The following is a 14,646-nucleotide window of genomic DNA, read 5'->3' as shown; positions in this document are numbered from 1 at the left end:
AAAAATGAAGAGGTGGACTTATGAGCAAGCAGAAAATTCAAAAGGTATATCCTTTAACACCAATGCAAGAGGGCATGCTGTATCATGCCATGCTAGACCCTAATTCCTCCTCTTATTTCACACAGCTTGAGCTTGGAATAAGCGGAGATTTTGATCTCGATCTTTTTGAAAAGAGTCTCAATGAACTCGTACGGACATATGACATTCTGCGTACAGCCTTTGTCTATCAGCAATTACAAAAGCCTCGTCAGGTTGTACTGGCTGAACGTCATATAGATGTGTATAGAGAAGATCTATCTCATCTGAATCATCAAGAGCAGAAAAAGGTATTGGATCAATATAAAAAGCAAGTGAGAAAGCAAGGATTTCACTTAACGAATGATCTGTTGTTGAAAGTCGCTGTTTTTCAATTAAATGAAACAAACTGGCACCTGATTTGGAGCAACCATCACATTATTATGGATGGTTGGTCCATGGGTGTTTTAATGAAAAAACTGTTTCATTACTATGAATCTTATCGGAACGGCCGAACGCCGGATCGCTCACAAGGTAAGCCTTATGCGGACTATATCCAGTGGCTTGGAAAGCAAAACAAACAAGAAGCGGAAGACTATTGGACGGAGCGGCTGGATGGTGCTGTTCAGCACCAAGGGCTGCTGCAGCAAAAAGAAGCAAACGGACAATATGACCATCAGGAATGGACGTTTACATGGGACGCTCAAACGGTAAAAGCCATTCAAGATGCGGCAAGACAATGCCAAGTGACAGCACCGAACCTTTTTCAGGCTGTCTGGTCCGTTCTTTTAGGCACCTATCATGCAGCAGATGATGTCACATTCGGAACAGTCGTATCAGGCAGACCTCCAAGTGTGTCTGGGATTGAGCGGATGGCAGGGCTGTTTATCAATACGATACCTGTTCGGGTGACATTAGATCAGGAGCAGACCTTTAAACAGCTGTTTCAAAAGGTTCAGCAGCATGCATTGGAGGCGGAAAACTATGATTTTATGCCGCTTTATGACATTCAGCAGAAAACGGCTGCTGGAGGAAAACTCTTTGATCATTTGGTTGGGTTTGAAAACTATCCTTTAGATCAGGAGCTGTCTGGTGACACCATGTCTGCACGTCTCGGTTTTGCCATTGATGTAAAGGACGGATTTGAACAAACGAATTTCGATCTCAATGTCCTTGTCTATCCTGGTGAAACGTGGACATTGAAATTCAAATACAATGCGATGGCTTTTGAAGAAAAGGTCATTGAAAACATATCCAAACATCTGACCAACCTCATGAAGCAAATCATTCAAAATCCTGACGTACGTCTTCATGAAGTGACATGTATTACAGAAGAAGAAAAGCAGCAGATTGAAGCATGGAACCAGACGGAGCGAGATTATCCGAAGCATCTGTCCATTCCTGAGCTGCTCGATGAACGTATCAAGGCGCAGCCTGACCATCCGGCATTAGTCGAAGGCGAGCGAACATTCACATACGAAGAGCTTGGACAAGAAATCCGTCGTTTAGCGAGCAGCCTTGTAGAAAACGGCGTTCAACGGGGGGATGCTGTCGCGGTATATATGAACCGATCAGCAGATGCGGTGATCTCTATTTTGGCCATTTTACATGCAGGGGCTGCTTATGTACCGATTGATCCAGCTCAGCCTGAGGAGAGAATCCGTTGGATGCTTGAAGACAGCGGCGTATCCGTTTTGCTCTATGCTGACAGCCAGCCGCCAGTTGATGAAAGCATCAAAGTTGTTCATGTGACCGGCATGTCTCATCACTCACAAGCGGAGTTATCAGTCGAGACGTCCCCATCTCAATTGGCATATATCATGTTCACTTCGGGATCAACTGGACGGCCAAAAGGAGTTCAAATTGAGCATCAGCATATTGTGAGGTTAGCATGCTCTCAGGAAAAAATAGGCTTGAACACGTCGGATCGTATGGCGCATACAGGAGCTGTCAGCTTTGATGCGATTACCCTTGAAATCTTTACTACGCTTCTGAATGGGGCGACGCTTTATCCTGTTGACCGTGATACTTTATTGGATATTCACCGATTTGAACAATTTATCCAAACACATCAGATCACAGCGCTCTTTTTAACGACTGGTTTATTTAATCAGCTCGCTCAGCAGCGGCCGCAAATGTTCAAAGGGTTAAAAACATTATTCACCGGCGGTGATGTGATCAATGTGAAAAGTGCGGAGCTTGTGAAAAAGCATCATCCATCAATTACCTTGCTGAATGTCTATGGCCCAACTGAAAATACAACCATTTCGACCATTTACGAAGTAAGAGGAGATGAAATGGGCCCGATCCCAATTGGTCAGCCGATCAATCATACGTCAGCTTATATTTTAGATGACTATCAAAGACTTCAGCCAATTGGAGCCCCAGGAGAGCTGTATGTGGGCGGAGATGGTGTTTCAAGAGGGTACATCAAACGTCCAGATTTGACTGATCAAGTATTCATGGCAGATCCTTTTAAGCCGTCAGGACGGATGTATCGAACGGGGGACTTGGCTAGATATGGTGCGGATGGTCAGATTGAATTCCTCGGTCGTGCCGATGATCAGGTGAAAATTCGTGGTTTCCGTATTGAGCTTGGTGAAATTGAATCAGTGCTTCACCAAGAAGCGGGCATAGATGAAGCAGTTGTACTTGTTCAGCAGCTTTCTTCAGATGAAAAGGAAATCATCGCTTACTTCACAGGGACACTGACAGAAGAAGAGGTACGAGATGTATTCAATCAAAAACTGCCAGCTTATATGGTGCCGCACCATGTGATGAAGCTGGATACCTTTGCACTGACATCGAACGGGAAGGTAGATCGAAAAGCTTTACCGAAGCCTGACGAAGTGCATCGCGAGGAAATCAAAATCATTCTGCCTGAGACTGAGACAGAAAAGGCACTCGCTGACATTTGGGAGGATCTTCTTGGGAAAACGATTGGGATAGACGAGCATTTCTTTATGGCTGGCGGGCACTCACTCAAGGCAATGATGATGTCTGCGAAGGTTCAAGAAGTGCTTCAAAAGGAAGTGCCGATTCAAGTGATTTTCGAGAAGCCGACGATTCGCTCATTAGCGGCTTACATCGATCAGGATGGTCAAGAAGAAACCGGACATCCTATTTTGCCAGCAGAGCAGGCGGACGAATATCCGGTATCACCAGCTCAGCGCCGTTTATACATTTTGCAGACACTTGAACCTGACAGCACGAATTATCATATTCCGATCGTCTTAACGCTTGAAGGAACACTCGAATATCAGCGGCTCAAATCAGCATTTAACCAGTTAATCCAAACACATGAAATCTTAAGAACGAGCTTTCATATGAACGGGGAAGACATTGTCCAAAGGGTGCATGAATGGACTGAATTTGACCTTCCTGTTCATGACATCAAGGAAGAAGAGGCGGAGGGATTTCTTACAGAACGTCAATCGCCATTTGATTTAACAGCAGCACCCCTTTTGCGAGCTCAGCTGCTGAAAGTCAGTGAGAATCGTCATCTTCTCGTCTTAGAAGCACATCATCTCATTACAGATGGCAGCTCCATGAAGACGTTCATTCAAGATTTGGCGAAGGCTTATGATGGAGAAGCTCTTGCTGAACGAGCCCTTCATTATAAAGATTACGCTGTCTGGCAGCTAAGTGAAGAAGAAACGGAGAAACAGAAGGAGCATGAAGCGTATTGGCTGAAGCAATTTGAAGGAGATTTACCGATTTTAGAGCTGCCAACTGATTATCCGCGTCCAGCAGAACGTGATTTTACTGGAGAACGATTCATGTTTGGCTGTGATCAAGCAACGACTCAGCGAATTCAGGAACTGCTTCAGAAAACCGATACGACCATGTATATGTTCTTGTTATCCGCCTTTCAAGTGCTGCTTGCCTCCTATAGCGGGCAGGAAGATATCATTGTGGGTTCGCCAGTTGCTGGACGGACACACCCTGATATCCAAGATATGCCGGGGATGTTTATCAACACCATTGCGATGCGCGGAAAACCAGAACAAACCAAAACATTTTTACAGCTGCTTGAAGAAATAAAAGAAACAAGTGTTGATGCTTTTGCACATCAAAGCTATCCGCTCGAAGAGTTAATTGCACATCTTCCATTAGACCGTGATACAACTCGGAGCCCGCTTTTTAGCGTGTCATTTAACATGCAGAACATGGAGGTACCAGCGCTAAAGCTCGGCGATCTGCACATTTCGCCTTATGCCATTCAGCATCACTCGGTCAAATTTGATCTATCTTTAGAAGCATTTGAACGCGAGGGAGCATTAAAGCTGAGCTTTGACTATGCAGCGGCGTTATTTAAAGAAGAGACCGTCCGCCGGTTCGGAACTCATCTTCTGGCGATTATTCGGGAGGCGGTTCGTCATCCAGAGGAACAGATCGGCTTGCTCCATATACTGGATCAGCATGAACAAATAGAGCGTCTGGAGAAAAAAACCGAAGGGCAGACGAATCGTCATGAGCCATTCCATGTCCAATTTTCACGTCAGGCGAAGGAAACACCGGATGCTATCGCCGTCATGGATGATCAAAGAAAACTCACCTACCGCGAGCTTGAGGATATGTCATATGCACTTAGCTGTGAGCTTAAGAAACGAGGCGTCGAGAAGGAACAAACTGTGGCACTGATCCTTGACCGCTCTGTCTATGTCATCGTCTCCATGCTTGGTGTGATGAAAGCAGGAGGAGCGTTTGTCCCGATTGATCCGGCCTTTCCTGCTGAACGAATCCGCTACACATTAGAGGATTCAGGTGCACAAGTCATCGTGACAAATGAGTCTCTAGCAGATTCCTATCAAAATCATAAGTCGATTCAAGTGGTGCAGGTTGAACAAGCAGTGCATCAAAGCCATCCACTAGAATTGCCGGAAGTATCGGTTGAGCAGCTCGCTTATGTCATTTACACATCTGGGACAACGGGGAAGCCGAAGGGTGTACAGCTCACGCATCGTAATCTATCACACTATGTCAGCTGGCTGATAAATGAGGTGACATTGCAGGAATGTGATCGGACGGCACTGCTTTCTTCTTATGCGTATGATCTTGGTTACACAAGCATCTTCCCTGTTTTAAAAGCAGGGGGGACACTCTATGTTCCTCATGAAGACGTGTATACAGACCCTGTACGTTTGATGCGGTTGATTGATGAACAAGAGCTGACTTATATCAAAATGACACCATCCTTATTTCATATGATGGCAGATTCTAAGGAACATTCATTTAATGCTTTACGCCTGGTGGTACTTGGAGGAGAACCGGTGATCCCTGAGGATGTTGAAACATTTATGATGCAGCATCCATGCGTGGCAGTCATGAACCATTATGGTCCGACTGAGACAACCATTGGTACAGTGATCAAGCTGATCACACCGCAAGAGCTGGACGCTTTGAAGGAACGATCTTTGATCGGACAGCCCATTGCTCACACAAGAGCGCTCGTATGCAATCAGCAGCAGCGGCTTGTCCCTTATGGCGCGCCGGGAGAGCTTTATATATCTGGAGAAGGCGTGTCGAGAGGATATTTGAATCAGCCTGAATTAACAGCAGAACGTTTTCTTGATAATCCATATGATCCTCAAGAGAGAATGTATCGCACAGGGGATTTGGTCAGACAGCATGCAAATGGAGATATTGAGTTTCTTGGACGAGTCGACGATCAAGTGAAAATCCGCGGCTATCGCATTGAGAAACAGGAGATTGAGCATGCCGCACGTGCTCTGGCATCTATTCAAGAAGTGTATGTAAAAGTCCTGCACCTGTCCCGTTTGCCGGAGCTTGCACTCTATTACACAGCGCCTGAACACATTGGAACACTGACGTTTAGAGAAAATCTTGCGGAGACACTGCCGGATTATATGATTCCAACGTACTTTGTGAAAGTCGATCACATTCCACTCACCCAAAACGGAAAGGTGGATGCGAAGTCTCTGCCGCTTCCGCATGAGGTGCATATGAACCATACGGCGCATGTGGCACCAGAAACGGAACTTGAGCGGGCGCTGTGTGACATTTGGTCAGAAGTTCTTGGAGTTGAACAAATGGGCGTTCTTGACCACTTCTTTGAATTGGGAGGTCATTCCCTCAAGGGCATGGTGCTCATTTCGAAGGTGCAGGCAAAGCTGAACAAGCATGTGCCGCTCAAAGTCCTTTTTGAAAAACCAACCATACGGGCAATGGCAGCCTACTTGGAAGAAACGGATTCTTCGGTGGTGACATCCATTCAGCCAGCGGAAAAGCAAGATTTCTATCCCGTCTCTTCTGCTCAAAAGAGGATGTATGTACTGCAGCAGCTGCATCCAGAAGCAGTCACTTATCATATGCCAGCCGTTTTAATGATGGAAGGCAGCCTTGATGTGAAGCAGCTGGAAGCAGCGCTTCAAGCCTTGATCGGCAGACATGAATCACTTCGGACAGCCTTTGTAGAAATTGACGGCGTGCCCGTTCAAAAAGTCTATCGCCAAGTGCCGTTTACATTAGAGGTTGATGAAATAGAGGGCGATCAGGAGCAGTCTGTCATCGAGTCATTCATTACACCATTCTCATTACATCAAGCACCATTAATGAGGGCAAAAGTGGCGAAGCTTTCTGATGAGAAATATGTATTCATGATGGATATGCACCATATCATTGCGGATGGTGTCACACGCAGCCTGCTCATTCAAGAACTCGCAGAGCTGTATGAGAAAAAGACGTTACCGCCAGTTCAGCTGCATTACAAGGATTTTGCGGTATGGCAGCAGGAAGAAAAGCAGCAGGCGCTGCTTGAGAAACAGCGGCAGTATTGGCTGGAGCAATATGCACAGCCGCCGGAAGACTTAGCACTGCCTCTTGATTTTCCGCGTCCTCAAGTTCAGTCATTTGAAGGAGGGCGAGTCGATAGATGGTTATCTGCTGAAAAGGTGCAGTCCATCAAAACGCTCATGGCGGAAAAAGGTGTGAGCTTGAACATGGTGATGCAAACGGCATTTGCCATTTTCCTTTCCAAGTTAACTGGGCAGACAGATATCGTCATAGGCGCTGTGACCGCAGGACGTACGCATGCTTCGATCGAACGGGTTCCAGGCATGTTTGTCAATACACTGGCTCTTCGAAACGAAGTGCAGCCAGAAGAAACGACAGCGCAGCTGCTTGAAAAAATGAAAGATCGCAGCCTATCAGCCTATGAACATCAAGAATTCCCGTTTGAGGAATTGGTGGCTCAGTTAGATCTTCCGAAAGACACGAGCCGCAATCCATTGTTTAGTGTCATGCTGACAACAGATGACCGTGACCTGACGTTACCGGATTTGAATGGACTCAAGCTGTCGCAAAAGCAGCAAGATACCGTTCATGCAAAATTTGATATAACGCTCGGTGTATTTGAAGAAAATGACCAAGTGGGCTTGCGCTTTGAGTATGCAGCGGCCCTGTTTAAAAAGAGCACCATTCAGCGCTGGAGCAGGTATATTGAAAAAATCATAGACGATATGCTGGCTAAGCTGAATCAGCCAATTTCAGCGCTATCTCTCATAACTGAAGAGGAAAAACGAGAGCTGATCAATGAATGGTCAGGACCTGCCCTAGACGTCCCGGTAGATCAAACCGTTCATGCCTTGATTGAGGCTAAGGCACAAGAAGCACCTCATCAAAAAGCAGCGACCTTCTGTGGAACAAGCTGGACGTATGAAGAGCTGAACAGCCGGGCCAATGTAGTCGCTTCACGACTCATCGCAAGCGGCACAAAACCAGGAGACCGCGTCGGTATTCTTACCAGCCCATCTCTTGACATGACAGCTGCTGTCCTTGGCGTTCTCAAGGCAGGTGCGGCATTCGTTCCAATTGATGCGGATTATCCAGCGCAGCGTATTGCGTACATGCTGGAAGACTGCGGGTCAGAGGTACTTCTGATGCAGAAAGAACTCACTGCACCACCTTCATTTACAGGTCATGTCCTGTTCATAGAAGATGCGGTAGAGGGAGAAGCTCACGAGATTCAGGTTCATGTGAAGCCAACAGATCTCGCTTATATGATTTACACGTCTGGGACGACGGGACAGCCGAAGGGTGTCATGGTCGAGCACCAGTCCCTTGTGAATCTTGCGTTCTGGCACAATGAAGCCTTCCAAGTGACGAAAGACGATCGAACTGCGAAATATGCCGGTTTTGGCTTTGACGCCTCCATTTGGGAGATGTTCCCAACGTGGATCGCCGGCGCAGAGCTGCACATTATCGACGAAGCGATTCGTCTCGATATGATCAAGCTCAATGCGTATTTCAATAAAGAAAACATCACCATTGCCTTCCTGCCAACGCAGCTATGTGAGCAGTTTATGTCAATGGACAACCATTCTCTGCGTTATTTACTAACAGGCGGAGATAAGCTGAAACAGGTAAAGCCAGTCCCATACAAACTAGTGAATAACTACGGTCCGACTGAAAATACAGTCGTAGCGACAAGCGGAATGATCGATCCAGAACAAGGCACGATTCCGATTGGAACAGCCATTGCCAATACACGTTTTTACATCATGGGTTCTTTATACGACCTGTCGCCGCCAGGCGTACCAGGTGAGCTCGTGATTGCAGGAAAAGGACTGGCGAGGGGCTATTGGAATCTCCCAGAAGAAACCGACAAACGATTTGTGCCAGATCCATTTTATCCAGGTGAGCGCATGTACCGCACAGGCGATCTAGTGAAATGGACAGACGATGGTGAGCTAATTTATCTCGGCAGAATAGACCATCAGGTCAACATCCGCGGTTTCCGTATTGAGCTGTCAGAAATTGAAGCGCAGCTCTTGACGCTGGATTCGGTCAAAGAAGCCGTCGTGACAACGGTCAAAGATGCGGGTGATCAGGACGCCCTTGCCGCTTACGTGATTACGGAGAACGATACAGAGGACTTAAAAGAAAGCCTAAAACGCACGTTACCAGAATACATGGTGCCATCATGGATCATAAAACTAGACCAATTTCCAATGACGGCCAATGGAAAGGTCGATCTCAAAGCATTGCCAGCTCCTGATATCGAAGCGAACCAAACGGTATACGAAGCACCAAGGGATGAAGTGGAAACACTGCTTTGCGGCATTTGGGAAGATGTCCTTGGCGTCAGCCAAGTCGGCATTCACGATCACTTCTTCTTCCTTGGCGGAGATTCGATTAAAGGTATCCAAATGGCAAGCCGACTCACGCAAGCAGGCTGGAAGCTCGATATGAAACTTCTATTCCAGTATCCGACCATTGCGGAGCTTCGCCCATATATTGAAGAAGCCGATCTTCTCACAGCCGACCAATCACCTGTCGAAGGAGAAGTCATTTTAACACCGATTCAACGCTGGTTCTTTGAACGAGCATTCAGCGATCAGCACCATTGGAATCTCTCGGTGATGCTTCATGCACCAAATGGATTTGACCTTTCTATTACAGAACAAGTCATGCAAAAACTACTTTCACATCATGATGCACTGCGTATGGTATACAAGCAGGAACATGGCGGCATCCTGCAATACAACCAGCGGGAGCTCACGGAACCGCTGGCGATTATTTCTCATGATGTCTCAAAAGAGCACGACGTGAAAAAGGCTGTTTCCACATATGCCAATGAGTATCAGCGTCAGCTGAATCTCGAAACAGGTCCGTTAATGAAAGTGATTTGTTTCCATGCAGAAGATGGCGATCATTTACTCATCGTGACACATCATTTAGTCATTGACGGTGTCTCATGCCGAATTTTACTAGAGGACTTTATGTCTCTATATCAGCAGGCAGCTCAGGGACAAAAGCTTGTCCTGCCGCTGAAAACTCATTCCTTTAAAGAATGGGCAGAGGCCATTGAACGTTATGCACAGTCACAGCCATTAAAAAATCAGCAGGAGTATTGGGCAGAAATTGAAAGCAAACCATTAACCGCATTACCTGTTGATCATGAAGTGACAAAAAGAAAAGTTGCCGAAACCAAATCAGTTCAAATGCAGCTGACAGAAACAGAAACTGAGCATCTTTTGACCGATATTCATCTGCCGTACACAACGGAAATGAACGATATTCTTTTATGTGCTCTCGGTCTTGCTGTTCAAGAGTGGACAGGTGAGTCCCATGTTCATGTGCAGCTTGAAGGTCATGGTAGAGAGGATATTTTATCAGGGCTGGATGTCTCTCGCACGATTGGCTGGTTTACGAGTATGTATCCAGTTGTACTTGAAGCGAAGCCAGATCAGACCATAGCTGATGCTATTAAAGGAACGAAAGAAATGCTGCGGCGTGTTCCAAATAAAGGAATCGGCTACGGGATCTTAAAATACATGACAGCCGCTGAACCGTCAGGACAGCACGTACATCCTGAAATCAGTTTGAACTATCTTGGACAGATTGATCAGGAAGTGACGACAGAACTCTTTGGGCCGTCGACTTATGATATGGGACGACAAGCAAGCCCTGATTCGGAAGCTGTTTATAAGCTGAACCTTAGTGGTCTTGTTCAACAAAATCGATTCATTTTGTCTTGTTCCTATTGTGCAAGTGAATATGAAGAACAGACGATACAGCAGTTCATGGCATTGTTGAAGGGGAAAATTCAATCCATCATCACCCATTGCTTGGCGCAGCAAGAACGGGAATTTACGCCAAGTGACTTCTCTGCGGCTGACCTTGAAATGGATGAAATGGACGACATTTTTGACATGCTTGAGGAGAAATTGACTTAACAACACGAGATGAATCATAAAAAAGGAAGGGAGGATGAAATAGATGAGTCAATTTAAAAGGGATCAAGTTCAAGACATGTATTATCTGTCACCGATGCAAGAAGGAATGCTGTTTCATACCCTCCATCATCAGGAAAAGGGCTTTTATGTAGAGCAAATGGATATGAACGTTAAGGGCACATTGCGTTATGACTTACTTGAGAAAAGCATGAATATCATCGTGGAGCGGTACGATATTTTTCGTACCGTGTTTCTCCACGAAAAAGTAAAGCGCCCTGTCCAAGTTGTACTAAAAGAACGTCCTTTTACACTTGATGTTGTGGACTTGCAAGATCTTTCTGAAGACGAACAGCTTGAACGTATAGAGAAATTCAAACAACACGATCAGCTGAGAGGATTTGACCTCTCGAAGGATTCTCTCATGCGGGCATCTGTTTTCCAAACGGGCCCTGCCAGCTATCGCTGGATATGGAGCTATCATCATATCCTTCTGGATGGCTGGTGCTTTGGACTTGTGGTGCAGGAGTTATTTGCGATTTATCATGCACTTTTACATGACGTCCCTTACAAGTTAGAGCCGGTCAAACCATATAAAGAATATATAAAGTGGCTGGAAAAACAAGATAAGCAAGCATCACTTCAATATTGGCAGCAATCATTAGCAGGGTTTGATGGACAATCGACCTTTAAAGAACAGCGGAAACAAACGAATGAACATGAATTAGGCGAAATTGAGTGGTCCATGAGCAAAGAAGAAACGGCTGCTTTATCAGAGTTAGCGCTGCAGCAAAATGCAACGTTAAGCAGTGCGCTTCAATCAGTCTGGTCGGTTCTGCTGAGCAGGTATCAGCGGTCAAATGATGTGCTGTTTGGAACAGTTGTGTCAGGACGTCCAGCAGACTTGGCTGGCGTTGACAGGATGGTTGGATTGTTCATCAATGTCATCCCAAGAAGAATTCAGCTGACAGATCACATGACATTTCGTGCGCTCCTGTCAGAAACACAGCAGCAGTCTCTTGCAGCCGAGCCGCACCAATATATTCCGATTTATGATATTCAGGCAAAGACAGGCCAGCAGCAGCTCATTGATCATATTGTTGTGTTTGAAAATGTCCCAGCCGCAAAGAAGGACGAGCAAGAGGCACGGTTAGGGTTCACGGTGGAGGACATGAATGTCTATGAAAAATCAAACTATGATCTCAACCTGCTCGCATCGCCTGGAGAAGAATTACTATTGAAGCTGGCCTTTAACCAAAGAGCGTTTGATCCTCAATTTGTTCATAAGTTAAAGGAACAGCTCAGCCTATTGATACATGAGGCGGTCAAGCATCCCGATCAATCGGTTCATACACTCCCACTCGTCACGAATCAGGAAAAACAGCTGATTCTTGAGGAATGGAATGCACCTGAGCTTGAGCATGACCAGCTGTATTTATCGAAATGGTTTGAGCATAATGTCCGCAAACAGCCAAATGCAGTGGCGCTATCAGCAGAAGAGCAAACGATGACATATGCTGAGCTGAATGAACAAGCCAATCGATTGGCACGACATTTGCAAAAAAATGGAGCCGAACATCAAACGGTCATCGCCATTTTAGCCGATCGAACGCCTGAACTCATTGTCAGTCTGCTTGCTGTCTTAAAAGCAGGCGCAGCCTATGTGCCAATTGATCCTGACTATCCAGAAAGCCGCATTCAATACATGCTTAAAGACAGCGGAGCGACGCATCTTCTGACTCACTCATCCTTTATTGGTCAGGCGAAGGGGCTCGGGTTTGCTGGCACGTATCTGTTTGCAGATGATCAGGAGATTTCACTAATGAGCTCAGAGAATCTGCCGCTAGAAGCAGGTTTACACGATACGGCATATATCATGTATACATCAGGCACAACGGGTCAGCCAAAAGGCATCATGACAACCCATTCCAATATTGCCCGGGTGGTTAAAAATACGAACTACTTAACCATTTCAGAAACAGATACACTACTGTCGCTATCCAACAGCGTATTTGATGGCTTTACCTTTGATGTATACGGTGCGCTTTTAAACGGAGCAAAGCTTGTCCTGCCGAAAAAAGACACCATTTTAGATATGCATGAGCTGACGGAGCTGATTAAAAGAGAAAGCATTTCTGTCCTGTTTGTTCCAACTGCTTTATTTAATCTTCTTATTGATGAAGAAACCGATTGGATGCGCAGTGTGCGCAAGGTGCTGTTCGGAGGTGAGCGTGCATCTGTACAGCATGTGAGAAAAGCCTTTGATGTCATGGGGAAAGGCAGACTAATCAATGTCTACGGCCCAACTGAATCAACGGTTTTCGCCACCTATTATCCTGTAGATGAAGCTCCTCCGATCGAAGCGCATTCTATTCCAATCGGAAAGCCGATTAACCAAACGGGCGCTTATATATTGAGCCAGCACGGACAGCTTCAGCCGATTGGAATGGTCGGAGAACTTTGTCTCAGCGGCAAAGGGCTTGCGAAGGGGTATTTGAATCGTCCTGATCTGACAAAAGAAGCCTTTATCACACATCCATTTGCTGCGGGAGAAAGGCTGTATCGTACGGGTGATTTGGCTTATTTTCGAGCAGACGGTCTGATTGAGTATGCAGGCAGAGTGGACGATCAGGTGAAAATTCGCGGCCACCGAATTGAGCTGACAGAAATTGAAGCCCACCTTCTCATGCATCCGGGCGTAAAGCAAGCTGCCCTTATGACGGATCAGCATGGCTCGCAGCATACAAGACTGCTCGCCTATATGACGTGTGAGGAGGAGTGGAAAGACAAAGTTGATGTGATCAAGTCAGGGCTGAAGGAGAAACTTCCGGCTTACATGCAGCCTCATGAGCTGATCAGACTTGAGAAAATGCCGCTGACACCAAACGGAAAGATTGATAAACGTCAGCTGCCAAAGCCGGAGACGCCTCAAGGAAACCGCCATGTGAAGCTTCCGGCCAATGAGATAGAACAAAAACTGCTTGTCATGTGGCGTGAAGTACTTGAACGAAATGATATCAGTACAGATGACCATTTCTTTGAGCTTGGTGGACATTCTTTAAAAGCGATGTCACTTTTATCAAAGGTGTCGAAGGAATTCGATGTTCAGGTGCCTATTCACTTGCTGTTTGAGACGCCGACAATCGAAGCCATCAGCCGTTATATTCAACAGCAGGATCACGAAGCTGCCGGCTATCTTGTATTCAATGAATCTCAAACGCCAACAGTCTTTGCTCTTCCGCCATTACCGGGCTACGGCTTTATCTATCAGGAAGCTGCCAAAACGCTTGATAGCGTTCGTTTGATCGCCTTTGACTTTATTGAAGCTGATCAACGCATGACGCAATACGTTCAGCATATTCAGCACCTTCAGCCTGAAGGACCGCTGACTTTGATGGGTTACTCTGGCGGGTGCTATCTGGCCTTTGAGCTCGTTCAATCGCTTGAACAAGCAGGACGGACGGTGGAAAAGGTCATCATGATCGATTCCTATAAGAAAATTGGTGAAAGTGATTTAGAAGGACGATCCATTGATGACGATATCGCAGCGATTGTCCATCAATCAAAGCAAAGTGAACTTGCCCAAGAAGAGCTCGTTCAAGAAGCGCTTGCTCAAAAAACGCGGGCCTATTATGAAACATTTGTTAAGGGGGTGAATCAAGGAAAGATACAAGCAGATATTGATTTCATCCAATCAGAAGAGCAAATTGATATACCAGACTGGATGGATCATTGGGAAGAAGCGACGACCGGTGCTTATCGTTATTATCAAGGCTATGGTCAGCATGCTGACATGTTCAAAAACCAAGAATGTGCAGCCCAAAATGCCCAGCTGATCCAAAAGATCGTCAATCAAAAAAATAGAGAAGCCGTTTTGTAAACTTTAGATCAGGCAGGGGTGCACATTAGCAGTCCTGCCTGATAAAAAAGGAAA

Annotated in this window: 2 protein-coding genes; both read left to right on the top strand. The window is 46.0% G+C overall.

The features are described 5' to 3' along the window. Positions 1-20: 20 nt before the first annotated feature. Positions 21-10,715 carry an amino acid adenylation domain-containing protein gene (locus M1D84_RS17160; RefSeq protein WP_458106346.1) on the top strand — a complete coding sequence of 3,565 codons (10,695 nt, stop codon included), beginning with the start codon at positions 21-23 and terminating at the stop codon, positions 10,713-10,715. Between the two features lie 43 nt (positions 10,716-10,758). Next, on the top strand, positions 10,759-14,592 hold the full coding sequence (locus M1D84_RS17155) for a non-ribosomal peptide synthetase (RefSeq protein WP_458106345.1): 3,834 nt from the start codon (positions 10,759-10,761) through the stop codon (positions 14,590-14,592). Positions 14,593-14,646 lie beyond the last annotated feature (54 nt).

The organism is Bacillus sp. PK5-006, from assembly GCF_054161415.1.
This window is presented reverse-complemented; position numbering and strand designations above follow the sequence as displayed.

Bases quoted from the DNA above. Each gene is read 5' to 3' on its own strand.
- M1D84_RS17160 (WP_458106346.1), top strand. From the start codon at position 21: ATGAGCAAGCAGAAAATTCAAAAGGTATATCCTTTAACACCAATGCAA.
- M1D84_RS17155 (WP_458106345.1), top strand. From the start codon at position 10,759: ATGAGTCAATTTAAAAGGGATCAAGTTCAAGACATGTATTATCTGTCA.